Origin of the sequence: Helicobacter burdigaliensis (assembly GCF_003670295.1) — a bacterium.
GTDB lineage: Bacteria > Campylobacterota > Campylobacteria > Campylobacterales > Helicobacteraceae > Helicobacter_D > Helicobacter_D burdigaliensis.
In genome coordinates this window covers 1-23,536 of the sequence record NZ_QXJG01000002.1, presented here as the reverse complement: position 1 = coordinate 23,536, position 23,536 = coordinate 1, and the positions used below count along the sequence as shown (strand labels likewise).

The following is a 23,536-nucleotide window of genomic DNA, read 5'->3' as shown; positions in this document are numbered from 1 at the left end:
AAAATTTAAAATTCTTTTTCTTCATCTTTAATAGCAACAAACACAACATTATAAAGAGGTGTTCTAAAAATATCTTGCATTTTAAAATCTTCACAATCACTCACTACCATCTGCACACTTACTAAATAATAGCGTTCTTTAAATTTAAAAATCTGTTTTTTATCCCTTAAAGATGCCAAATCAATCTCTTCAAAATTAAAAGCTTCAAAAGAAAAATCTTCTTTTGTGCTTGCATAAAGATTCAGATTTGCATCCAAAAGTATGCTAAAAATCTCACTTTCTTCTGAAAGAATGGAAGATTCTTTTGAAAGGGTTCTTAAAAGTATATCTTTAAAAATATTTCCTTCTAAAACAAATGCAAGCCCCCCTACAATACGATTAGAATTCACAAGAGGCGTGTAAAAAATAATCGTCTTATCTCCTGCATAAAAAGGTGTTTTTTCATATCCTGAAACAAATAAATTATTTTTATAAGTAACACTTTGAGAAACTCTATCACAAATTGCCACTTTCTGCCCATTGAGCGCGTGTATATCACACCCATTTGCCACAACTACCCCATTAGCATCATAGGCTAAGATATTATGATAAATACTACTTTCTTGCTTAAAGCGTTTAAGACAGGTTAAAATGCGATTATCCTCTTTAGTGCATTCTTGTGCAAAATCTTTAAAAGCATCATTTTTTCTAATCCAATGCACATCATTATAAGCCATCAAAAACAAATCCAACACACTATAAGAAGAATATCTTGAATAATAACCCACCACATTAAAAAGTGCTTCATAAATTCCTTTTTGCAACTCTTCTGTGGATTGCACACAAAGGGTATTCATCTCTTCACTTAAGATTCTAATATTATTCAAAATAGGATTTAACGCATAAGAATGGCTTTTTGAAGCGATAATCTCACCATTAATAACCACATCGCCTAAATCCTCATTGATATTTTCTGCCTCTGTAATCACACTATCTAAATCTTCTGTAATCAACAATGAATTTTCCAAAAATTTCTTTTCAATTTTAAATTCTTCTCCCTTTTTTTGCTCAAACGCATTCAACAAAGGAACTACACGATAAACCTTCCAATCTTGCATTCTAGGAACATTCTCAAAACTCTTAGAAGCATTTAAATAAAGCTTATTATGGCTTTCAATAAAACTATATTCTTTATGATGATGAAGATTTAAGTTGCCACCTACTGGAAAATTTCTACTATCGTCTGAATAAATTATTTGATTCTTTTGGTTTGCCAAAATAAGCACTGCTTGAGAGATGCTATAAGGATATCTTTTTAAAGAATCAAAGAAAATTTTTTCTAAATCAATAATAAAAATGAGTGATAAATACGCGTTCTCTTCTTTTTTAATAGGAGCCACAAAATAAAAGGCTTCTTCGTTGCTTAAAGGATAAAAGTCAATTTTACCAAAACAATCTTTGTATTTTTCGCTATATCCTGCAATTTCAATATTTTTAGTATTTTTTGCTTCAAATTTGGTTGAAAATTTGATATTTCCTTGCAAGTCATAAAGCAAAATATCCTTATAAACTTGATGGCTTTCTAAAAAAGCATTAAAATATTTTTTGAGCTCTTCAAATTCTTCTTTTTGACAACATTTTAAAATATATCTACTCGCTACAAACATAGCAACTTCTTGTGTGCATTTTGTGATTTTATTTTCCATTTGATCTAAAATCACACAAACAGAAGTATAAGCCTCTTCATACTTATTTAAAAAGCTTTGCTCCATAATCGTATCAATAAGTTTTTCTTGCAAATTTTCAAATTTTTCTTGCGTTTGCTCCATATATTCAAAAAGATTTTCTGCAATATCAAGAGAGCTTATTTTACCTGTGAGTGTCGTCTTTCCAAGTAATGTATTTAAAGATGTAAATTGAGAACGATAGCTTTTTATAAGCGGCATATAATTATTTAAAAGATTAATCATTGAAGATTCCATAGTTTGCCTCCTTGTGTTTTATCAAATTATAACAAAAAAAATTGACCTATTTTTCAAAATTAAGAGCACCATTGAAGAATATTTTCTTTTTGTGCTTCAAAATTCTCAAATCTATGAGAACCTCCCTCATAAATCAAAAGCTTAGAATCTTTAAATTTTAAAGCTGCCTCTTTATAATCTAGCACCTCATCACCTTTTTGCAAAAGCACCATAAATAATTCACTTTTGAGATTTTTTATTTCTAACTCTTTTAAATCTTCTACTAAATCTTGCGTCCATAAAAAAGATTCTCCACTATAAGGAACATTTACTTTTCCAATAGCCAAAGAAAGATTCCTATAAGCATAAACTGCAGGATTTACAAGCACTGCTTTTAAATTAAATTTATGTGCTAAATAAATCGCATAATACCCACCAAGCGAACTTCCAACAAGAGAAATTTTGCAAGATTGTTCTAAATTTTTTAGGATGATTTCTTCTAAAAGTTTAATGGCAAGCTTGGGTGCATAAGGGAGATTAGGAGTTAGAGAATCTTTGCTAAACTCCCTTATCAAACTCCCTTTATAGCACAATCCAACACTACGAAAGCCGTGTATATATAATAACAATCGCTTCCCTATTTTAAGCTTGCAAGTGCTGCTTCATAGTTTGGTTCTGTTGTGATTTCAGCCACTAACTCTTTATAGATAACCTTACCTTCAGGATTTACTACAAATACAGCTCTGCTTAACAATCCAGCAAGCGGAGAAGAACCAAGCAATACACCATAAGCCTCACCAAATGCTTTTTCTTTAAAATCGCTAAGCGCTACTACATTGCTAATGCCTTCAGTTGTGCAGAATCTTCCTTGTGCAAAAGGCAAATCCAAAGACACTACAAATACTTCTGTATTTGGCAAGGAAGCTGCTTTTTCGTTAAATTTTCTTGTTTGCATAGCACAAACACCTGTATCAAGAGAAGGAACTACATTGATTACTTGATATTTGCCACTTGCTCCACCCACGCTTTTTACACTTAAATCTCCTGCGATTAAATCTACTTTAGGTGCATTATCTCCTACATTAATCTCTTTTCCTTTAAGTGTTACTTCACTACCTTTAAAAGTTACCATAATTATTCCTTTTTTATTAAATTTAAAATCAAATTTTTAAATATCTTCACTAAAATTTGCATTAAAATCGCTAACTTTTGGCTTAGTTTTAATATTAAAAGGTGAGCTAAATTCTCCTTTTAAATACGATTCTATGCCTACTCTACCTATCATTGCAGCATTATCTGAGCAAAATTCTAAAGGTGCAAGAAGTAAAGTTTTTGTATAACTTTCACACATTTTTTGTAAATTTTCTCGTAAAAATAGATTCGCACTTGCTCCACCTACCACAGCAAAATGTTCCCAAGAATCTTTACTTTTTTGATCATTTTCAAAAAATATCTTACACTTTTTTAAAAGATGCTCACAAGCTACTTTTTGAAAACTCGCACTTAGATTTGCTCTAAAAATCTCTAGTCTTTCTTTATCTTCAAATCCTCCATCTTCCCTAAATTTCTCAATTTCAAGCCTTATTGCATTTTTAAGTCCCGAAAAAGAAAAAGCAAATTTTGTTTTGCTATTGAGCGGCACAGGAAAGCTAAAAGAACTAGCTTCACCTCTTTTAGCATAGCTTTCCACAATAGGACCGCCCGGATACCCTAAGCCTAGCATTTTAGCCACTTTATCAAAGCTCTCTCCAAAGCTATCATCTATACTTCTTGCTACAATCTTAATCTCTTCAAAGCTTCTAGCTTCTATTAGCATCGTATGTCCGCCAGAAACAAGCAAAACCCCAAGAGGAAAAATCGCTTCTTTTTCTAAAAAAAGAGAATACAAATGCCCCTTTAAATGATTAATGGCTATTAAAGGGACTTCTAGGCTAAAAGCAAGAGTTTTTGCCATCATAAGCCCTTCTAATAAAGTAATATTTAATCCGGGTTCTGTGGTAACAGCCACCGCCTTTACTTGCTTTAAATAGGGCTTTGTCTTTTCTAAAATCAAAGGCAATGCCTCTGCATGCAATCTACTTGCAAGCTCTGGCACTACCCCACCATAACTTGAATGCTCTTTTTCTTGTGAAATTTTTTGATGAAAAATAAGCTTCTTATCGCTAATTTGCGTAAGTGCTATGGAGCTATCATCACAACTACTTTCTATGCTCAAAATTAAATCTTGCAAAATCACCCTTTATGCGTCTTGCTCTAGCACATTTACCCCAAGATCTGCTAAAGTCTTATCAATCTTTTCTAACGCTCTATCAAGAGTTTTTTTGCTAATCTCTGGCAATTCATCTCCCCAAGCTTTTTGCGCTTGTTCATATCCTATAATAATCCCTTCTCTACCTGCTTTTAGCTTCTCTATATCCTCTCTTGCACCTGCTATCACAAAATCTGCAATTCTATCTGAAGTTTGTGTGATTCCAAAAAATCCATTCTCTCCCACTAGCTCTTTAGCCTCATCACTGCTTAACTCCCTTAATGGCTTACCCTCATATCCGATAGCTGACAAATCAAGACTTGAAAATAATTTTTGGAGATTATTTGCATAATTTTCTCCATTCCCAAAATTACCAAAACCACTATTAAGCCCACTTTGAGCTAAGAAATTCCCACTCACACTCATTTGAAACTGCACAGTATATTGCATCATGAGTTCTTTTGCATCTACTTTAGAAGCACTTTCTTTAATATCTGCCTCTTTTTGTGTAGTAGCATTCTCATTTTTGGCAAGATTTTCATTTTGAATAGGTAGGTTTAAATTGCTTTGCAAATTATTTGCATATTCGGTAGCACTTTTTTTGATTTCCATTTTAAACTCCTTAAAGTTAAATATGTAATAATATCGTCATTTTTTTAAAAAGAGTGAGTCCTTATGAAAAAATTTTATGCTGAATGGGAAAATCAAGATGGAATCTTACTGGCTTTTCCCCACAAAGATTCTGATTGGTGTGAGTATCTTAACGAAGTTAGAGATGTTTATTGTGAAATTATTTCAAAAATTATCAAAAGAGAAGCTTGTATTTTAGTAGCACAAGACAAAATAGAAGCAAAAAATTACATAGAAAACTATTTTAAAGTGCATAATTTGCACTTAGATTTTAAAAATTTACATTTAGTAGAGCTTCCTAGCAATGATACTTGGGCGAGAGATTTTGGAGGCATTAGTATCTGCAAAAATGGTAAAAATATTGTGCTTGATTTTGGTTTTAATGGATGGGGATTGAAGTTTCCTTCTAATTTTGATAATCAAATCACTGCTAAACTCAAAGAAAAAGGGATTTTGAAAAAGGTTAAAACACAAAAGATAATTTTAGAGGGTGGAAGCATTGAAAGCAATGGAGAGGGGATTTTACTCACAAACACTCAATGCTTACTAGAAAAAAACAGAAATCCTGCCTACTCTAAAGATAAAATAGAGAAAATTTTAAAAAAAGTTTTGGGGATTAAAAAAGTTTTATGGCTTAATTTTGGCTTTTTAGAAGGAGATGATACAGATAGCCACATCGATACTCTAGCGCGTTTTATCACACCAAATACCATAGCTTATCTAAAATGCGAAGATAAAAGCGATATTCATTATGAAGCACTAAAAGCTATGGAAGAAGAACTAAAAGAATTAAGAGATCTTGAAAATAAGCCCTTTAATCTTGTAGCCCTGCCCTTTTGCACACCAAAATATTATGATAATGAAAGATTGCCTGCTACTTATGCAAATTTTCTTTTTATCAATGGGGCGCTTTTGCTTCCTATTTATAATGATAAAAACGATGCTTTAGCCATAGAAATTTTAACAAAAGCACTCCCAAACCATAAAATTATCCCTATTGATTGTAGTGTGCTAATAAGACAGCATGGGAGTTTGCATTGCATTAGTATGCAGTTTCCCAAAAACACTCTTTTAAATCTTAATTAAGGCTTTACAATAAAGCAAAAAAGCTTATTACAATATCAAGCATTCTTAGCCTTTTAGGCTTTGCCTTAACTACATATCTTTAAATTTTATTCTTCTTCCTCTTTAAAGGCGTTTTTACCCCTAGCAATAAAGATAATTCTAGTGCCACTAAAATCCATTCTCTCGCGTAAAAAATTAACAAGATAGCGTTTATAGCTAAAATGCAAACTATTAGGACGATTCATAATCAAAGCAATTTGTGGAGGCTTACAATCAAATTGTGTAGCATAATAAATTTTAGTAATTTTACCTCTATCACTAGGAATGGGGTGTCTTTGTGTAGCTTCTTTAATAAGATTATTTAAAACTGAAGTGCTAAGGCGTGAGCTAAAGTTTTTATAAACCTTTAAAATTTCTTCTTCTAGTTTTTGGATATGGCGTCCATTTTTCGCTGAAATTGTAAGAATAGGTGCATATTCTAAGAATTTAAATCTAAGCCTAAAATCTTCCATAATAGCCTTAAAATCCTTATGTGCAATATCCCATTTATTAAGCACTACAATTACACCTAATTTATACTCATCTACTAAACCTGCGATTTTTTCATCTAGTTCCACAAAAGGCTTAGAAGCATCTAGCACCAAAATCGCAATATCTGTGCGTTCTAGCACACCTTTAGTTCTATGCAATGCAAACTTTTCTAGCCCCTCAATCTTTCCCCTACGCCTAATCCCTGCTGTATCTACAAATTTTACTTTAGTATTTTGGATATAGCCCATCTCATCTACAGGATCAATCGTAGTCCCAGCAACATTAGAAACAACCGATCTCTCTTCTTTTAAAAGTGCATTTAAAAGGGAGCTTTTACCCACATTTACCCTACCGATAATCCCTATATTAATCAAATCTTCTTTTGTGTCTTCTTCCAAAAAGTCCTCTAAACTTTCTATATCCTCTTCTTTGCATAAAAGATTATCTAGGTTTTGCACTTTTGCTCTAAATTCTTTTTCTATGGCATTTTCTAGCTTAGCCATACCTCTATTATGTGAAACAGAAATGAAAAAACACTTCTTTGCTCCAAAACTAGAAAACTCCCACGCATTTGCCTCTTCTTTTTCATTATCTATTTTATTTACTACCAAAAAAATATTAGGATTTTTTTTCTCTAGGGCATAAAAAATACTTTTATCTTCAGGGCTTGGAGCTTGTTTGCCATCTACTAAATACAAAATTAAATCCGCACCCTCCCCTGCAATGAGCGAATGTTTGCTAACACTTTTAAAAAGATCATTTTGGCTATCTAGCCCACCCGTATCTAAAAGCAAAAAGGGGCGTTCTTTGAGCATAAAAATATTTTTTTTCACATCACGCGTCGTCCCAGCTACATCTGAAGTAATTGCAATTCTTTCTTTGCAAAATCTATTAAAAAGTGAGCTTTTACCAGCATTGGGTCTTCCAACAATCGCGATTGTTCCATAAAATTCTTCCATAGATTTATTAACCTTTTATTATTGCTTTTTTAAAAAATTAAGAATATTATTCCATAAAATTGATTAAAGTAGGAAATATGTCACAAAATAACAAAGCAATTTTAGCCATGCTACTTGCTGCATGTCTTTTTTGCATTATGGGAATGTTTGTAAAAGTGTTAAGCCCTAATATGCCAGTAATTGAAGTAGCATTTGCAAGGAATTTATTTGGATTGCTTTGGATTGTGAGCGCACTTTTATTAAATCCGCCCAAAAATAGACAAGGAGGCAAACCTTTTGTGCTGTTTTTTAGAGGATTTGCAGGAGGAAGTGCGATGATGGCATATTTTTATAATATGTCTGTAATGCCCCTTGGACTTGCTTTTAGCTTCTCTTATACTTCTCCGATTTTTTTAGCCCTTATTAGTGCTATTTTTATCCATGATAAAGTTTCTTTGAAGCTTTGGATTGCACTTTTAATCGGATTCTTTGGGATTTTACTCATTAGCAACCCAACAGGGGGAGATTTAAGCATAATGGGATTTATAATTGGGATTTATAGCGGGGTGGGTGCAGCACTTGCTTATCTTTCTATTGCAAAACTTGCACATTTTTACGATCAACGCATAATCATCGGCTCTTTAATGTTTAGCGGGACAATTTTGCCTCTTTTTACTCTTTTAGTGCCTTATGAATCCTATCCTATCGCACTTTTTGAACCCTTTATTATACCAAATGCTAAAGAATGGATTTTGCTTTTAGGTTTAGGAGTGGTTTCTACTTATGCACAAATCTACCTAACAAAAGCCTATGGTATGGGAAATCCTCCACTAGTGGGTGCAATTTCCTATGTAAGCATTTTTTTAGCAACTCTAGCTGGAATTATTTTAGGCGATGCACTCCCTAGCCTTTTTGTGATTTTGGGAATGTTGCTTATTGCAATAAGTGGGATTTTAGCAGTTCTTTCTAAAAAAGCTAAATAAATAATTTTAATATCACTTCTTTTTCTAGCATATAAAGCTCATAACGGATATTTTTAAATTTTTGACTTTGAGGAATGGAATCTAGCTTTAAAATCTCTTCTAAAACGCGTGAAGATTCTTCAGCTCTTTTAAAATTTGCAATGCAAATGTCTTTTAAGCTTGTGCGGTTTTGCTCTTCTTTGCTAGAGGGTTTTAGTACATCTTTTAGAGAATCTCTAAAGGGTAAAAATTCCTGTTCATTTTCTAAAATACACTGATGGCGTAAGTTTTTTAAAGTTTGTGAGAATTCTTTGTGGTTAAAATAATAGCGTAAGATGTCTTCTACTACCCTAATCCCCTCTCTTAGGCGATTAAGGTTAGCATCAATAATACGAAAAGTTTGTTCTTTTTCCTTACTCATCTGATGAGCCAAAGATACCAAATAATTGTAAAAGCGAAATAAAAAGATTTAAGAAATCTAAATATAAGCTAACAGCTGCCATTACTGGGCTATCATACAATCCTCTTACAATATTTTGTGTATCATAAGCAATAAATAAGCTAAAAAGAATCGCTCCTGCGCCTGCGATTAAAACTTGCAACAATGGGCTTCCTAAAAATAAATTTACTAAAGATGCAATCACAACCACGATTAGTGCAATAAATAGCATTTTCCCCATGCTTGCTAGATCTTTTTTAGTTCTTAGCGCAAAAATACTCATCACTCCAAAAATAATGGTAGTAAGTAAAAATGCTTGTGCTACAATAGCACCACCACCTGGCATTCCCAAAACTCTACTTAAAAGTGGAGTAAGAGTTAAACCTGTTACAAATGTAAAACCAAAAAGCATTGCAAGATTAATTCCTGGCTTTGCCTTTGTAAAAAACAATCCTATAAGAAGTGCAAATTCTAAAATCACAAATCCAATATAAAATTGTGCTACCATTGCTCCTGCACCTGTGCTAAGTCCTACATAAGCCCCCACAGTTGCTGCTAAAAGTGAAGCTGCAAAAAGCTGATAAGTTTGTTTTACAAAACTAATCAGCGCTACATCATTTTGTGCAAAAGAATTTTGTTCTTGTGCATAATCACCAACTGACCTTCTGTTATACAATGACATCTAAAAATCCTTGTAAAAAATTTGAATTTTTATTATAACTAAAAATTGTTAAGAGTTTGTTAATAAAAAGTTTTTGTAAAAAAGCTTTTGTATCAAGCTTTTAAAAAACTATTTTTTGTTACAATTAGACTTTTAAACGCAAAATTTAGAGTAGAGAGTATGCAGAAAATAAAAGTTTTTATTAATGGTTTTGGGAGAATTGGACGCACAATTGCTAGAGTAGCCCTTAGTAAAATGCAAGAAGATTTCACACTAGTGGGAATTAATGATTTAGCAAATGCTGATGTTTTAAACTATCTTTTAGCAAATGATTCTGTGCATCAATGCCATAAAATCACTTCTACAAAGCTAGAAGAAAATCTATTTTTACTCAACAACACTCCTGTGCGTTTTTCACAACAAAAACACCCAGAAACTATTGATATTTTAAATGCAGATATTGTGATTGAAGCAAGTGGTTTATTTTTACAAAAAGAAGAAGTGCAAACCCATTTAAAAAAGGGAGCAAAACGCGTAATCTTCTCTGCACCCGCTAAAGATGATACCCCTACTTTTGTTTTAGGAGTAAATCATCTAAATTACAAAGGAGAGCAAATCCTCTCTAATGCAAGCTGCACGACTAATGCCCTTGCCCCTGTTGTTATGCTTTTAGAGGAAGCATTTGGGGTAGAAAAAGGGATTTTAACCACCATTCATAGCTACACAAACGATCAAAACTTAATTGATAGCGCACACAAAAAAAATGACTTTAGAAGATCAAGAGCTGCTGCACTCAATATGATACCCACCACAACAGGTGCTGCAAAAGCACTCCATTTGGTTTTACCCAATATGAAAGATAGATTGCATGGACACAGCGTTAGAGTGCCTATTGCAGATGTTTCTATGGTAGATCTCAATGTGAATTTAAATAAAAATACTACCCAAGAAGCTATTAATGCCCTTTTTAAAGAGGCTTCTTTAAATCGCTTAAAGGGTATTTTAGGAGTAGATGAAAATTATGGCGTCTCTCAAGATTTTTTAAATTGTCCTTTAAGTGGGGTTGTTGCAAGCGATCTTACTTTTGTCCTTGGTGGTAATATGGCAAAAATAATGGTATGGTATGATAATGAATGGGGCTATTCGCATCGCATTTTAGAAATGGCAAAATTTATAGTGGGATAAATTAGATGGGATTGTTTTTAAAGGTTTTATTAGTTTTTGGTTTTTGTTTATTGGATTTTGTTTATGCTCATTCGATGTCTTTGCAAAAGCTAAGAGATAAACAAAACGCTCCTTTTAGTGTATATCATCTAAAAGGAGAGGAAGAAGGCCCTACACTGCTTGTAATTGGTGGAATCCATGGAGATGAACCTGGGGGCTATTTTAGTCCTTCTGTGTTGCTAAGCTCCTATAAAATCAAAAAAGGTAATCTTTATGTAGTTCCTAATTTAAATCCTGATAGCATTTTAGCCTTTAGGCGCGGAATCTATAAAGATATGAATAGAAAATTTGCAACTATAAAGCTTAGTGATCCAGATTATGAGAATGTTTGGAAAATTAAAGAATTGATTACATACAAAGAAGTGGATTTTATTATTAATTTGCACGATGGGCATGGATTTTATAGGGAAAAATGGGAAAATGCAATCTTTAACCCAAAAGCTTGGGGGCAAACCTATGTAATTGATCAAAAAACATTGGATAATGTGCCTTTTGGAAACTTAGATGAAATTACTAAAAAGATTGAAACAAAACTCAATCAAAATTTGCATTATGATTTTCACACTTTTGGTGTGAGAAACACGCAAACCCGTTTTAAAGATGAAGAGCAACAAAACTCCCTTACATTTTTTGCAATTACAAACCTAAAACCCTCTATTGCCATTGAAACTAGTAAAAACATTAAAGAGTTAGATTTAAAAGTATATTATCAACTAAGCTCCATTGAAGCATTAATGGAGATTTTAGGAATCACTTTTAGTAGAGATTTTGACTTCACTCTAGAGGGAGTTAGAAAAAAGCTAGATGATTTTGGGACTTTAAATATCAACCAAAAAACCCTTCTAAAGCTAAACAACATAAGAACACAACTTAACTTCATACCTTTAAAAAAAGAGGATAATTCCTTTAGCTTTTCACACCCACTTGGAAGAGTAAAGCAAACTAATAAAGGCTATGAAATCTACATCGGACATCAAAAAATAAGCACTTTAAAGCCTGATTATTTTAGTATGCGTTGCACTTTAGAAAGCCTAGAAATCAAAGCAGATGACAAGGATTTTTGCAATGTCAAATTAGGAGATTCTCTAAAGTTTCAAAAAGGCTTTTTGATTAAACCTACAAAAGATATAAGAATCAATGTAATAGGATATTCCAAAAAAGGAATAATCAGTGAAGATAATCTATATATTGATAAAATTGACAAAAATTTTAGCCTAGATAAGCAAGGTAATAGCTTTAGAATAGAAGCTTATAAGGGAGATGAATTTTGCGGTATGATAATAATGGAGAAAAATGATGAATAAAAATAAAGCGGTTGTTCTTTTAAATATGGGAGGTCCAAACTCCTTACATGAGGTTAAAGTTTTTTTGCAAAATATGTTTAATGATCCCTATATTCTTAGTATAAAATCCGATTTTATGCGCAAAATGGTGGCAAATTTCATCGTCAATAAACGCTTAGAAGAATCCCAAAACAACTACAAACAAATCGGCGGGAAATCCCCTCTTGTCGCCCTTACCTTTTCTCTTTGCGAAAAACTAAATGTCCTAAATAGCGAATATTATTTTACTTATGCTATGCGTTATACACCACCCTTTGCTAAAATGGTAGCTTTTGATCTTTTTCAAAAAGGAGTGGAAGAAATTATTCTTTTTAGTATGTATCCTCATTTTAGCTACACTACTTTTCAATCCTCTTATGAAGATTTTCTAAAAGCATTAAAAGAGCTAAACTATCATCCAAAAATAAAAGTAGTCAAAAACTACTACTGGGATAAACTCTACAATCAAGCCATTCTCAAAAAAATCAAAGAAGGCTTAGCCGATAAAAACTCAAAAGACTTTCATCTCATCTTCTCCGCCCATTCTCTCCCACAAAGAAATATAAATAGAGGCGATCCCTATCAAAAAGAAATTTTAGAAAATGTAGAAATTTTAAAAGAACTTTTGGCAAAAGAAGGATTAGATTTTGCAAGCATCAAAGTAGCCTATCAATCTAAAATTGGCCCTATTAAATGGCTAGAGCCTAGCTTACAACACTTGCTAAAATCCTACAAGGATAAAAAGGTTATCATTTATCCTATTGCATTTACTATGGACAATTCTGAAACCGATTTTGAACTCTCACTCCAATACAAGCAGGAAGCTTTAAGTTTAGGCATTAAAGAATTTATAGTTTGTAAATGCCTTAATGACGATGAGGACTTTGCAAAATTTATTTTAAATCAATTAAAGGAAGCAAAATGAAAAAAATTCAATTCTTAATTTTAGCTATTTCAATCATTTTTTTTATAGGTTGTAATGAGGAAGATTTAGTCTCTAGTGGGACGCAAGATTCTACAAGCCATATAGAAGCAATGCAAAATGTGGATAAAAATTCGTATGCAGAAGTTGCGGATGTCTTTTTAGATACTAAAGAAATTACAACCAAAGGCGATAGACCTTATTTTTTAGTATTTGCAGCTAATGGTTGCATTTTTTGTGATAAATTAAAAACCCTCATCAAAGAAAATGAAGAAGTTAAAAAATATATTCAAGAAAATTATTCTCCTTATTACATCAATCTTAGCTACACTAAAGAGCATAAAATCTCCTTTATGCAAGATAAAATCCTAAACACACAGGAGTTAGGAGAATATTTTAGCATTAAGCCTACTCCCACAATGGTTTTTTTAAGTGCAAAAGGAAAGATTTTATATGTATATCCAGGCTTTATGCCTAAAGAAAGATTCTTCAAAACTTTGAAATTTTTAAGCGATCCTGCTTGGGAAAGTCTAGAGGAAAAGGAAATTGCGAAACATTTGCAAGAATTCTTAGAAAAGTAACCATAAAAAATTTCTAGTTTATCAATCGTTATTCAAGTAAAACTAGAATACAAATTTACTTTGTGTTGTCCAAATAAAGAAAGGAAGTTATGAAAAGCGTTAAAAATTTTCTCAATTTTGTTATCAAGGGTTTTTGTAATTTTTGGGTTACTTTTGTTTTATTATTTATTTATGGAAGTGCCTGTGCGGTAGCAACTTTCGTAGAGAATGACTATGGAACTCCATCTGCTAAAGCCCTCATTTACAATACGCAATGGTTTGATTTATTGCATTTGCTACTCGTTTTAAATCTCATAGGCGTGTTGCTACTCTCGCGTGCTTGGCAAAGAAAAAAGTATGCAAGCGTTTTATTCCACTCTTCTTTAGTAGTGATTTTTATAGGGGCAGCAATCACACGCTATTATGGATTTGAAGGAGTAATGCATATAAGAGAAGGAGAAAAAAGCAACACCATAAAAACCCAAGAAGAGTTTTTATCAATCTTCATAAAAACAGATAAAGTTTATCGTGCTTATTTTCCAGTCAATCTCACTCCATTAGTCCAACAACATTTTGATAAAACTTTTGAACTTCCGCAAAACAAGCAAACTCTAAGTATCAAATTTTTAGAATACACCCCAGCAGAAGACAAAATGTCCCTAGAACGCTTAAAAGTAGAAATCGCTTATCAAAACAATCAAGAAATTATAGAAATAGAAAAAAATACAATGGGACAAGGTCCAACTCTTTTAATGGTGGGCGATTTAAAACTTGGGCTAGAATGGGGGAGCATCGATAAAGTTTTACCTTTTTATCTAGAGCTTAAAGACTTTCAGCTTGATCGCTATGCAGGCTCCATGAGTCCTTCTTCTTATGCTTCAGAAATCATTTTAGAAGATACTACAAACAACATCAAGCAACCCTATCGAATCTTTATGAATAATGTATTAGATTATGGAGGTTTTAGATTTTTTCAATCCTCTTATGATCAAGACGAGCTAGGAACAGTTCTTTCTGTCAATAAAGATCCAGGAAAAATCCCAACTTATATTGGATATGCTATGCTAACGCTTGGACTTTTATGGTCGTTTTTTGTGAAAAATGGACGCTTTTATAAATTAGGAAGATATTTAAAAAACCAAAATTTGGCACTTTTATTTGCATGTAGTTTAGCCCTTTTTAACGCTCCTCTTTATGCAAACGAAAACAACACAACAAATCCACACCAAGAAATCACAATCACCAAAGAGAATATTCAAGACTTATTAGATCATCTCAAGAAAAACTCTAGCACTCATGCAAACAAGTTTGGAAAAATCTTAGTGCAAGATTTTGGAGGAAGAATCAAGCCTCTTGATACTCTAGCCATGGAATATGTGCATAAAATCACACAAACAGATAATTTTCAAGGCCTAAGCAATATGCAAATTTTGCTAGGTATGATGACTTATCCAGCAGAATTTAAACGCATCAATATGATTTCTACTAAAACCCCAAAATTAAGAGAGTTAATAGGAGTTAGCAAAGACCAAAAACGCATTGCTTTTGATGATCTTTTCACAAAAGAGGGAGAATATAAGCTCACAAATTTTGTAGAAGAAGCCAACAGAAAAAAACCCGCAATGCGTAGCACATTTGATAAAGATGTCATAGCCGTAGATGAGAGAATAAATGCGGCTTTCTTGATTTACACAGCACAAGCTTTAAGAATTATCCCTGATTTCAAACAAGAAAGCAACACTTGGTATGCCCCATCTGATGCTATGGCAAATTTTGATACAAAAGATTCTACACATTTACAAAAGCTTTTTGGTGCATATTTTGCAAGCTTCCATCAAGGGCTTGTGGAAAACAAATGGGAAAATGCAGATTTAGCACTCAAATCTTTTAAAACTATACAAGAAAAATTTGGTGCAGATTTATTGCCTTCTAAAAGCAAATTAGAGTTAGAAATATTCCTAAACCATTATAATATTTTTGATAATTTAACCTATTTTTACATTATTGCAGGTTTAATTTTATTTTTTGTAGTAATTATACAAATCTTTAGAAACCAAAGCGTCTTTATTCCTTTAACTACAATTCTTTACATTTTTATTGTATTATTAGCCTTAACACACACAATAGGTCTTGGAGTTAGATGGTATGTAGGCGGACATGCCCCTTGGAGCAATGCCTATGAATCAATGATCTATATTGCTTGGGCTGCTGGTATTGCAGGGGTGCTTTTCTTTAGGCGTAGCTATCTAGCACTCTCTACTTCAAGCTTTCTAGCAGGGATTTCTCTTTTTGTAGCACATTTAGGCTTTATGGATCCTCAAATTGGAAATCTCGTGCCTGTCTTAAAATCTTATTGGCTAAATATCCATGTTTCTATCATCACCGCAAGTTATGGATTTTTAGGGCTTTGCTTCTTGTTGGGTGCTATCACTTTAGCATTATTTATTCTAAGGAATAAAAACTACCCACAAATTGATTCTACTATTCTCACACTACATGTTATTAATGAAATGGCGATGATTTTAGGACTTTCAATGCTAACGGTTGGAAATTTCTTAGGAGGTGTATGGGCTAATGAATCTTGGGGACGCTATTGGGGCTGGGACCCTAAAGAAACTTGGGCGCTTATTTCTATTGTAGTATATATTATTGTGCTTCATGCTAGATTTATTCCTAAAGGCAATTCTCCTTATGTCTTTGCAACTTTAAGTGTAGTAGCATTTTATTCTATTCTAATGACTTATTTTGGGGTAAATTTCTACCTTTCAGGATTGCATTCTTATGCTGCAGGAGATCCACTTCCTATCCCATCTTTCCTTTATTATTTTGTTGCCACAACTATTTTATTAATCATTCTAGCTTCAAGAAAAAGCGATTTACAACCTCCAAAATTATCTTAATCTAAAGAACTTACTTTAGATTAAGCCATAATTGTTGTTTTTTTGCTATAATAAGCTTTTTGTTTTAAAATTTATAAAGTAAAAAGGCAAGTTTTTAATGTCTCAAATAATAGGTTATAAAATCCAAAATGAGATTTATGATACACAAACAGCACAAGAACTTAATATAAATGGAGAAGAAATCTATTTTGATAATTCTCCTCTATCCTTAGCAATTATGCGACACACTTGTGCACATTTAATGGCAGAAGCCATCAAAGCACTCTACAAAGAAGCGCAATTTTTCGTCGGTCCTGTGGTAGATGAGGGTTTCTATTATGATTTTAGAGTGAATCAAAAAATTAGCGAAGAAGATTTACCAAAAATAGAAGCCAAAATGAAAGAAATTGCTAAAAAAGGCGAAAAAATTACAAAATATAGCTTAAAAAGAGAAGAGGCAATTGCAAAATTTGCCAATGATGACTTAAAACAAGCTGTAATCAGTAAAATTCCACAAGGCGATGGGACACTTAGCATTTATTCACAAGGTGAATTTGAAGATTTATGCAGAGGCCCCCACTTGCCTACTCTAAAGCTTCTCCAAGCATTTAAACTCACTAAAATTGCAGGAGCATATTTAGGAGGAGATGAAAAAGCAGAAATGCTAACAAGAATCTACGGCATTGCTTTTGCAGATAAAGAAAGTCTTAATCAATATCTAAGACAAATGGAAGAAGCCAAAAAACGCGATCATAGAAAGCTTTGTGTGGAAATGGAGCTTTTTACATTTGATGAAGAAGTAGGTGCAGGGCTTCCAATATGGCTTCCAAAAGGTGCAAGACTTAGAAGAAATATTGAAAAGCTTTTAACACAAGCACTAATAGAGCGTGAATATGAGCCTGTAAGGGGTCCAGAGATTCTAAAAAGTGCAGTATGGAAGACAAGCGGACATTATGCAAATTATGGTGAAAATATGTATTTTACTACTATTGATGAAGTAGAATACGGCATTAAACCTATGAATTGTGTGGGACATATCAAAGTTTATCAAAATACTTTGAGAAGCTATCGCGACTTGCCTTTAAGATTTTATGAATATGGTGTAGTCCATCGCCATGAAAAAAGTGGGGTATTGCACGGACTTTTAAGGGTTAGAGAATTCACACAAGATGATGCACATATTTTCTGTCGTCCTAATCAAATCGCAAATGAAGTGCAAAATATTATTGATTTTACACAAAAAATTATGGCCGCATTTGATTTTAGCTATGAAATGGAAATCTCTACACGCCCAGAAAAATCCATAGGCGATGATGCTGTATGGGAAGAAGCTACACTTGCTTTAAAAAATGCTCTTGAAGTTTGCAAAATCCCTTATAAAATTGATGAGGGTGGAGGTGCATTTTATGGGCCTAAGATTGATATTAAAATCACAGATGCAATTGGCAGAAAATGGCAATGTGGAACTATTCAGATTGATATGAACTTACCAGAACGCTTTAAACTAGAATACACAGATGAGCAAAACAGCGCACAGCAACCTGTAATGATTCATAGAGCAATTTTAGGAAGTTTTGAAAGATTTATTGCTATATTAACAGAACATTTTGGAGGAGAATTTCCTTTCTTTGTGGCTCCTACACAGCTTATTATTATACCTATTGGTGAAGATCAAAATGCCTATGCAAAAAATTTGCGTAATGAGCTTTTAAGATTTGGTATTTATGCAGAAATTGAAAATAAAAATGAAACTCTTAATAAACGCATTAGAAATGCTGAAAAACAAAGAGTTCCTATGATAGCAGTAATCGGAGCTAAGGAGGTAGAAGAACAAAAAGTATCCATTAGAGATAGAAGAAACAAAGAACAAAGTATAATGCAAAAAGAGGAGTTTATTAAACTATTAAAGGAGAAAATGAGTGAGGTTAGTTTTTGAGTAAAAATGAAGAAGTGATCCTAAATGAGGAGATTGATTTTCCAGAAGTTCGTTGTGTGGGCGATGATGGTGAGCAATATGGAGTAATAAGCTCACAAGAAGCCCTAAAAATTGCAGAACAAAAAGGACTAGATTTAGTTTTGATTGCAGCAAATGCAAAGCCTCCTGTATGTAAAATTATGGATTATGGGAAGTTTCGCTACCAACAAGAAAAAAAGCTAAAAGAAGCCAAGAAAAAACAAAAACAAATTGAAATCAAAGAGATAAAGCTTTCTGTAAAGATAGCAATCAATGATATTAATTACAAAGTAAAACATGCAAGAGAATTCTTAGAAGAAAACAAGCATGTAAGATTTAGAGTTTTCTTGCGTGGGCGTGAGGTGAGTGAGCCTCAAGCAGGTTTTGAAGTCTTAGAAAAAGTTGCTACAATGTTAGAAGATGTTGCAAATGTAGATAGAGATTTCAAAGTAGAAGGGCGTTATGTAAATATGCTCGTAACCCCCAAAAAATAATTTATCTTATGAAAGGAGTAAAGCGATGCCAAAAATGAAAACAAATCGTGGTGCAGCGAAGAGATTCAAGCTTAAAAAGAATCTTGTTAAACGCGGTTCTGCTTATAAAAGCCATATTTTGACTAAAAAGCGACCAAGAAAAATCGCAAACTTAAATGCACCAAAATATGTTCATGATGCAAATCTTGAATCTGTTAAAAAAATGCTATGTATGGCATAAGGTTTTAAAGTTTCATACATTTTAGTATGTCATTCCCCTAAAGTTAGGGCAAGTTTGGTAGAAATACCACACCACAATATGGTAAAGGAATTAAAATGGCAAGAGTAAAAACAGGTGTCGTAAGAAGAAGAAGACACAAAAAAGTTTTAAAACTAGCAAGAGGTTTCTATAGTGCAAGACGCAAACATTTTAGAAAAGCTAAAGAGCAATTAGAGAGAAGTTTATGTTATGCGTTTCGCGATAGAAAACAAAAGAAAAGAGATTTTAGAAAACTTTGGATTGTAAGAATCAATGCTGCTTGCAGAATGAATGCAATCTCTTATTCAAGATTTATGTTTGGCTTAAAAAAGGCAGGCATTGCGCTAGATAGAAAAATACTAGCAGATATTGCTATGAATGAGCCAGAAAACTTTGCAAAAATTGTAGAGAGTGCTAAAAAAGCCCTCTAATATAAAAAGTTAAAGCCAAATGGCTTTAACTCTCAAACTTCATATATACTTCATATATATTTTTTAAAATAAGACTTTCTAAAATTATATATTGTTATAATATACAAATTTCTACACCAAGGATTGTTTATGAAAAAAATGTTACTACTTGCTACTTTTATGAGCGGACTATTATTAGCAGAGATGAAAATATCACAAAACTTTGAGCTTTCAAAAGAAATACCCAACAATTCTTATAAAAGTAATATCCAAATATTAGGCTCTCAAAAATTAAGAGAAACAAAAAATCTCTCATTAGAAGATAAAAACTCTATTATCAAAACTTTTAATGCAATTAATAAGCAAGTTTTAGGGGATATTTGTATGGGAGGTGGCTTTGAAATCAATCCCTTTTATGAGTATAAAAATAACACAAAACAACAAAGTGGCTTTGAAACCTCATATAATTTAGAATGTAATTTCAATACCCAAAAAGAGATTGAAACTTTTAATCACTATTTGAAATTTATAGAAAAAGAAGTTTCTAACAATAAATGGCTATTATTCCCTATTCCAAAAAGTGAAAATATTGCCACTCAAGAAAGTGTTAAAAATTTTGACAAAAAATTACAAGAAGAAATTTTGATTCAAATTATGCAAAAAGCCAAAGATTACTCTAAAATTACACAAAAGAAATGTTCAGTGCAAGAGGTTGCTTTAGGAGAAAATGATCTTAGCATGCCTTCCCCTCTTATGAGAAAAAATAGTCTTATGCTAGGAGCTTCTAGTGATGTTTCACTTGAAAATATTTCTATGCCTCAAGACAAAAAAGCACTAAGGACACTAAAAGCTAAAGCAATTTTTATTTGCAAATAAATACCTATTAAAAGGCGATTAAATCGCCTTTTTGGTAACTATCATTCTTTTAAAAAGCAAAAATTAACTAAATAGCATACAAACGAAACTATCCATAAACAAAACACAATGCAAATCCAAAAGAACAAGCAAAATATTTTCTCTTGTCATCGCAAGATTTTACCCCACCCACCTTTCATTGCGAGGAGCAAAGCAACGAAGCAATCTAATTTTAACCACTACAAATCTATTTCATCATTACACCCCCCTCTCTCCTGTCATTGCGAGGCACATTGTGCCAAAGCATACACGCCAAACTATCCACGAGCAAAGCAAAGTGCAAATCTAAAAGGTTTTTTGCAAACATTCTCTCGCTCTGCTTCGTGGTGCTGGAGTGTAGAAAAAGAATTGTAAGAGTGCAACGCTTGCACGAAAGCTAGAAGCAGAAAAGGCGAGGTTCTCCACCACAAAGGGAGCTTTTTGTGCTCGGGGGAGTGGGGAGGGGGAGAGGCGTTTTTGTGAAAAAACACTTTTTATATAAAGTTTCATCATCTTTTATTTTATTTATTACACCATACTCTTTATTTAAAAAATTTCTTTCAAGGAGAGTAGAATACCAAAGTTTTCTTCCCTTAAGCCACGAGAATTCTTTTACAGTAAAGAGTTTTTATCTTTGTTACTGCAATAGCTTTAGCTCGTGGCAGTCCATAGGCTTACATTGCAATTTAAGTTTTTATGAAAGGTTTTTTTAAGATTCTGGCAATTAGATTGCTTCGTCGCTAACGCTCCTCGCAATGACAATATAAGTAGTTTAGGATTATTTACAGCAATAAAAATAATTATAAATTCTAGTAGTTACAGCATATAATAAAAGCCTTAAAGGGCTTTTCAGGAAGTCAATGTCTTAAAAGATTCATAAGTTTTGAAATAGTAAAAATAAATTCTAGTAGTGGCGGTAAGGCTATGAAAGCTTTTGGAAGATTTTAGGGGTGAGGCTAAACATAAGGTTTGCGAACCCCTTAAAATCTTTCAAATCTTTTATATTGCTTACCCCAATACGAATTTTAAATTCTTTCTGCCATACAAGGATTATTTGTCTTAAAGTTCTCTGATACAACACAAGTCCTACTATTTAGAGTTCCTTTCTCTTCATCTAGAGCTTCTTTTTCTTCTTCTGCTGGTTTTACTAAAACTACCTTTTCTTTGTTTATCATAGAAGAGTTAATGTCTTTTAGGGGTGTGGTTAGGGTTTGATCTAGTGTATCATCTGTGTTTTCTTTAAAAACAAGATTAAAAGGATTAGTTAGCATTACAAAGCCCACTTGTTCTTCTCCGTCTTCATTTTTAAAGTGATATTCTCCTTTAGCCACATAGCTTTCTAGTTCTTCTTGAATCTTATTCATCTTATCTAATTGTTTTTTAATATCTTTTGCTAAAGCTTGTTTATGGCTTTCATCAATAGCATTGTTATAAGAGTAGATAAGATTTTCCATTTCTTTTAAAAAGGCTATTTTACTTCCTAGAGCTTTTATATCTTCTTTAAATTTATTTTGGATTTCTTTTATATGGTTGATTTCTGGTTTTGTGATTTCAAAGTTATTTGTTTGATTACTTGCTAAAATAGTTTCTAATGCTCCTAAGTCTTTATCACTAAAAGCTAATAAGAATGCAATACTTTGTTTTAAAGATTCATCTAAACTAGAATAGATAAAGTTTCCATTAGCATCAAAGCTGTTTTGTAAATCAATGATGATTTTACCCTCATAAAAATCTTTGATGATTTGTTTTACTAAATCGCTAGAGAAGTCGTTGCCGGTAAGAAAGTTTTATTGCTTTTCTTCTATAAAACTTAGATTGCCATTATCATCTACATGCCATCCATTATCTTGAAAGCTACTATCTTTAGCCACTATGCTATCAAATTCTTTTTCCATATCTTCTTTATAAGTTACATAATTAATAGGGTTACCATTAGTAGAGCCTTCACCTACACCTACTAATCTTCCTTCTTGATAATATACATTTACATTTTTAGCATCACCATAGAATGCTGAAAATTTATAAGCATCTCCTTTATCAGATACAATCTCTGCATCTTTAGAAAAATAAATATAGATATTAGAGATATTATTAACGGTCTCCGTACCACTTGCAAAACCTGATGCCAGCCCATTTTTAGCATAGATTCTATCAATATTTTTAATGACTATATTGTTTACTTTCGATTTGCCACTTATATATCCATCTCCATAGAAACCTCCTGTACTAGCTCTTACATGGTCAAAGTGATTTTCTACACTGCCTATTCCATCAATAAAAATATTTTCAATAAGATAATTATCACTATAAACAGCCACCCCCATAAATCCCCCTACTCTTCCAGCACCCCAGTAACCCTCCACACCTTCCGAATTTTGTCCTTTAATACTTTCAACATTCTTTAAAATAATACTACGAATATTAGAATTGGTAACGGTGCCTGCAAATCCACCTGCTGTAACCTGCATCCATCCACTTGCTATTCCTACAGAATCTCCCTTTATTTCCCCTACATTACTAATATTGATATTAGAAACATTAGAATTTGTTATATGTCCTGCAAAGCTACCAATATTAATAATTCTATCTTGATTGCCATAATTAAAATTTAACCCATTAATATTAAGATTAGAAATACTCGCATTTTTGATATTTCCAAATAATCCCAAACTATGATAGTTTGTATCAATCAATACATTACTTAATGTATATCCATTGCCATTAAAGACTTTATTAAAGGGTACTTTTATATCCTCTTCAGTAGGTTGTCCATTCTCATCAAGCCCATATTGATAAACCCCCACCGGATCAATAGCAATTTGCTTTCCCTCGCTATCTACATAAGTGCTAAAATCAATATCACCAATCAAATGATATTCATCAAAGAAAGTTTGCATATTATTTGTATTATTATTCCACCCATTAGCAAAGTTTTTCCAATCTTCTGCACTAGCCATAGTCGCATACTTTTTAAATTCTCTATTGCTAATAGCATTATTGCTATTACCCTCTACATTCTCATAATCTTTTATGCTAAAGTTAAAGTTAGTAATTGCATTAGGATTTGTAATAAAGTTTGTAGTGCTTTGCTGTAATGCTCCACTTTTATATGCACTAGCAATCACAGAATTAGATTTAATTCCCTCTACATTAATAAATACATTATTCCCTACGAGATGTAGTTCTTCATTTACATTTCCACTAGGTTTCTTTAGTTCTTCATTA

At 32.5% G+C, this 23,536-nt stretch carries 21 protein-coding genes and 1 pseudogene; 12 read left to right on the top strand and 10 right to left on the bottom strand.

Going from position 1 to position 23,536, the window contains the following annotated elements:
• Window positions 1-5: 5 nt before the first annotated feature.
• The 5 genes from EBF09_RS01410 to EBF09_RS01390 are packed head-to-tail and all read right to left on the bottom strand — an operon-like array spanning window position 6 to window position 4,800.
• Window positions 6-1,961 carry a cache domain-containing protein gene (locus EBF09_RS01410; RefSeq protein WP_121763372.1) on the bottom strand — a complete coding sequence of 652 codons (1,956 nt, stop codon included), beginning with the start codon at window positions 1,959-1,961 and terminating at the stop codon, window positions 6-8.
• Between the two features lie 59 nt (window positions 1,962-2,020).
• Window positions 2,021-2,569 carry a YqiA/YcfP family alpha/beta fold hydrolase gene (locus EBF09_RS01405; RefSeq protein WP_121763371.1) on the bottom strand — a complete coding sequence of 183 codons (549 nt, stop codon included), beginning with the start codon at window positions 2,567-2,569 and terminating at the stop codon, window positions 2,021-2,023.
• An 8-nt stretch (window positions 2,570-2,577) separates the two neighbouring features.
• A complete protein-coding gene (tpx, locus tag EBF09_RS01400; protein ID WP_121763370.1) occupies window positions 2,578-3,072 on the bottom strand; it encodes a thiol peroxidase in 495 nt (164 codons plus the stop codon).
• 36 nt (window positions 3,073-3,108) lie between these two features.
• Entirely contained in the window at window positions 3,109-4,170 is a 1,062-nt protein-coding gene (gene tsaD, locus EBF09_RS01395) for a tRNA (adenosine(37)-N6)-threonylcarbamoyltransferase complex transferase subunit TsaD (protein WP_121763369.1), read from the bottom strand.
• Between the two features lie 9 nt (window positions 4,171-4,179).
• A complete protein-coding gene (locus EBF09_RS01390) occupies window positions 4,180-4,800 on the bottom strand; it encodes a hydrogenase-4 component G (protein ID WP_232817618.1) in 621 nt (206 codons plus the stop codon).
• A gap of 63 nt (window positions 4,801-4,863) precedes the next feature.
• On the opposite strand from EBF09_RS01390, the gene EBF09_RS01385 reads away from it, so the two are divergent.
• Window positions 4,864-5,904 (top strand): agmatine deiminase family protein, encoded by a 1,041-nt coding sequence (locus EBF09_RS01385; protein ID WP_121763368.1) that lies wholly within the window; start codon window positions 4,864-4,866, stop codon window positions 5,902-5,904.
• A gap of 86 nt (window positions 5,905-5,990) precedes the next feature.
• On the opposite strand, the gene der is transcribed toward EBF09_RS01385, so the two are convergent.
• Window positions 5,991-7,373 (bottom strand): ribosome biogenesis GTPase Der, encoded by a 1,383-nt coding sequence (der, locus tag EBF09_RS01380; RefSeq protein ID WP_121763367.1) that lies wholly within the window; start codon window positions 7,371-7,373, stop codon window positions 5,991-5,993.
• A gap of 77 nt (window positions 7,374-7,450) precedes the next feature.
• Between der and EBF09_RS01375 the strand changes: the two genes are divergently transcribed.
• Window positions 7,451-8,335, top strand: coding sequence for a DMT family transporter (locus tag EBF09_RS01375; protein ID WP_232817617.1), 885 nt, complete (start codon window positions 7,451-7,453; stop codon window positions 8,333-8,335).
• Here the strand turns inward: EBF09_RS01375 and EBF09_RS01370 are convergent.
• A complete protein-coding gene (locus EBF09_RS01370) occupies window positions 8,328-8,735 on the bottom strand; it encodes a thiamine-phosphate pyrophosphorylase (RefSeq protein WP_121763366.1) in 408 nt (135 codons plus the stop codon). The genes EBF09_RS01375 and EBF09_RS01370 overlap by 8 nt on opposite strands.
• The gene (locus EBF09_RS01365) at window positions 8,728-9,435 is read right to left on the bottom strand and encodes a Bax inhibitor-1/YccA family protein (RefSeq protein WP_121763365.1); all 708 of its coding nucleotides are present in this window, start codon (window positions 9,433-9,435) and stop codon (window positions 8,728-8,730) included. The genes EBF09_RS01370 and EBF09_RS01365 overlap by 8 nt, the downstream gene beginning before the upstream one ends.
• A gap of 159 nt (window positions 9,436-9,594) precedes the next feature.
• Here EBF09_RS01365 and gap point away from each other — a divergent pair, with 159 nt between their 5' ends.
• The 10 genes from gap (at window position 9,595) to EBF09_RS01315 (ending at window position 20,293) form a co-directional block, all read left to right on the top strand.
• On the top strand, window positions 9,595-10,599 hold the full coding sequence (gap, locus tag EBF09_RS01360) for a type I glyceraldehyde-3-phosphate dehydrogenase (RefSeq protein ID WP_121763521.1): 1,005 nt from the start codon (window positions 9,595-9,597) through the stop codon (window positions 10,597-10,599).
• A gap of 5 nt (window positions 10,600-10,604) precedes the next feature.
• The gene (locus tag EBF09_RS01355; protein ID WP_121763364.1) at window positions 10,605-11,942 is read left to right on the top strand and encodes a M99 family carboxypeptidase catalytic domain-containing protein; all 1,338 of its coding nucleotides are present in this window, start codon (window positions 10,605-10,607) and stop codon (window positions 11,940-11,942) included.
• A complete protein-coding gene (gene hemH / locus EBF09_RS01350; protein WP_408609803.1) occupies window positions 11,935-12,885 on the top strand; it encodes a ferrochelatase in 951 nt (316 codons plus the stop codon). The genes EBF09_RS01355 and hemH overlap by 8 nt, the downstream gene beginning before the upstream one ends.
• A complete protein-coding gene (locus EBF09_RS01345; RefSeq protein ID WP_121763362.1) occupies window positions 12,882-13,463 on the top strand; it encodes a thioredoxin fold domain-containing protein in 582 nt (193 codons plus the stop codon). Before hemH ends, EBF09_RS01345 begins: the two co-directional genes overlap by 4 nt.
• Before the next feature lie 89 nt (window positions 13,464-13,552).
• A complete protein-coding gene (ccsA, locus tag EBF09_RS01340; RefSeq protein WP_121763361.1) occupies window positions 13,553-16,342 on the top strand; it encodes a cytochrome c biogenesis protein CcsA in 2,790 nt (929 codons plus the stop codon).
• A 97-nt stretch (window positions 16,343-16,439) separates the two neighbouring features.
• A complete protein-coding gene (thrS, locus tag EBF09_RS01335) occupies window positions 16,440-18,257 on the top strand; it encodes a threonine--tRNA ligase (protein WP_121763360.1) in 1,818 nt (605 codons plus the stop codon).
• The gene (infC, locus tag EBF09_RS01330; protein WP_121763359.1) at window positions 18,254-18,769 is read left to right on the top strand and encodes a translation initiation factor IF-3; all 516 of its coding nucleotides are present in this window, start codon (window positions 18,254-18,256) and stop codon (window positions 18,767-18,769) included. Before thrS ends, infC begins: the two co-directional genes overlap by 4 nt.
• 25 nt (window positions 18,770-18,794) lie before the next feature.
• Window positions 18,795-18,989: a 50S ribosomal protein L35 gene (gene rpmI, locus EBF09_RS01325; protein WP_121763358.1), complete on the top strand. Its 195-nt coding sequence runs from the start codon at window positions 18,795-18,797 to the stop codon at window positions 18,987-18,989.
• Between the two features lie 95 nt (window positions 18,990-19,084).
• A complete protein-coding gene (gene rplT, locus EBF09_RS01320; RefSeq protein ID WP_121763357.1) occupies window positions 19,085-19,438 on the top strand; it encodes a 50S ribosomal protein L20 in 354 nt (117 codons plus the stop codon).
• 129 nt (window positions 19,439-19,567) lie between these two features.
• A complete protein-coding gene (locus tag EBF09_RS01315) occupies window positions 19,568-20,293 on the top strand; it encodes a hypothetical protein (protein ID WP_121763356.1) in 726 nt (241 codons plus the stop codon).
• A gap of 1,043 nt (window positions 20,294-21,336) precedes the next feature.
• On the opposite strand, the gene EBF09_RS01305 is transcribed toward EBF09_RS01315, so the two are convergent.
• The gene (locus tag EBF09_RS01305; protein ID WP_121763354.1) at window positions 21,337-21,765 is read right to left on the bottom strand and encodes a hypothetical protein; all 429 of its coding nucleotides are present in this window, start codon (window positions 21,763-21,765) and stop codon (window positions 21,337-21,339) included.
• 333 nt (window positions 21,766-22,098) lie between these two features.
• Window positions 22,099-23,536: pseudogene (locus tag EBF09_RS01300) on the bottom strand (hypothetical protein); the annotation flags it as partial.

Bases quoted from the DNA above. Each gene is read 5' to 3' on its own strand.
- EBF09_RS01410 (WP_121763372.1), bottom strand. From the start codon at position 1,961: ATGGAATCTTCAATGATTAATCTTTTAAATAATTATATGCCGCTTATA.
- tpx (WP_121763370.1), bottom strand. From the start codon at position 3,072: ATGGTAACTTTTAAAGGTAGTGAAGTAACACTTAAAGGAAAAGAGATT.
- EBF09_RS01390 (WP_232817618.1), bottom strand. From the start codon at position 4,800: ATGGAAATCAAAAAAAGTGCTACCGAATATGCAAATAATTTGCAAAGC.
- EBF09_RS01385 (WP_121763368.1), top strand. From the start codon at position 4,864: ATGAAAAAATTTTATGCTGAATGGGAAAATCAAGATGGAATCTTACTG.
- der (WP_121763367.1), bottom strand. From the start codon at position 7,373: ATGGAAGAATTTTATGGAACAATCGCGATTGTTGGAAGACCCAATGCT.
- EBF09_RS01375 (WP_232817617.1), top strand. From the start codon at position 7,451: ATGTCACAAAATAACAAAGCAATTTTAGCCATGCTACTTGCTGCATGT.
- EBF09_RS01370 (WP_121763366.1), bottom strand. From the start codon at position 8,735: ATGAGTAAGGAAAAAGAACAAACTTTTCGTATTATTGATGCTAACCTT.
- EBF09_RS01365 (WP_121763365.1), bottom strand. From the start codon at position 9,435: ATGTCATTGTATAACAGAAGGTCAGTTGGTGATTATGCACAAGAACAA.
- gap (WP_121763521.1), top strand. From the start codon at position 9,595: ATGCAGAAAATAAAAGTTTTTATTAATGGTTTTGGGAGAATTGGACGC.
- EBF09_RS01355 (WP_121763364.1), top strand. From the start codon at position 10,605: ATGGGATTGTTTTTAAAGGTTTTATTAGTTTTTGGTTTTTGTTTATTG.
- hemH (WP_408609803.1), top strand. From the start codon at position 11,935: ATGAATAAAAATAAAGCGGTTGTTCTTTTAAATATGGGAGGTCCAAAC.
- EBF09_RS01345 (WP_121763362.1), top strand. From the start codon at position 12,882: ATGAAAAAAATTCAATTCTTAATTTTAGCTATTTCAATCATTTTTTTT.
- ccsA (WP_121763361.1), top strand. From the start codon at position 13,553: ATGAAAAGCGTTAAAAATTTTCTCAATTTTGTTATCAAGGGTTTTTGT.
- thrS (WP_121763360.1), top strand. From the start codon at position 16,440: ATGTCTCAAATAATAGGTTATAAAATCCAAAATGAGATTTATGATACA.
- rpmI (WP_121763358.1), top strand. From the start codon at position 18,795: ATGCCAAAAATGAAAACAAATCGTGGTGCAGCGAAGAGATTCAAGCTT.
- rplT (WP_121763357.1), top strand. From the start codon at position 19,085: ATGGCAAGAGTAAAAACAGGTGTCGTAAGAAGAAGAAGACACAAAAAA.
- EBF09_RS01315 (WP_121763356.1), top strand. From the start codon at position 19,568: ATGAAAAAAATGTTACTACTTGCTACTTTTATGAGCGGACTATTATTA.
- EBF09_RS01305 (WP_121763354.1), bottom strand. From the start codon at position 21,765: ATGGAAAATCTTATCTACTCTTATAACAATGCTATTGATGAAAGCCAT.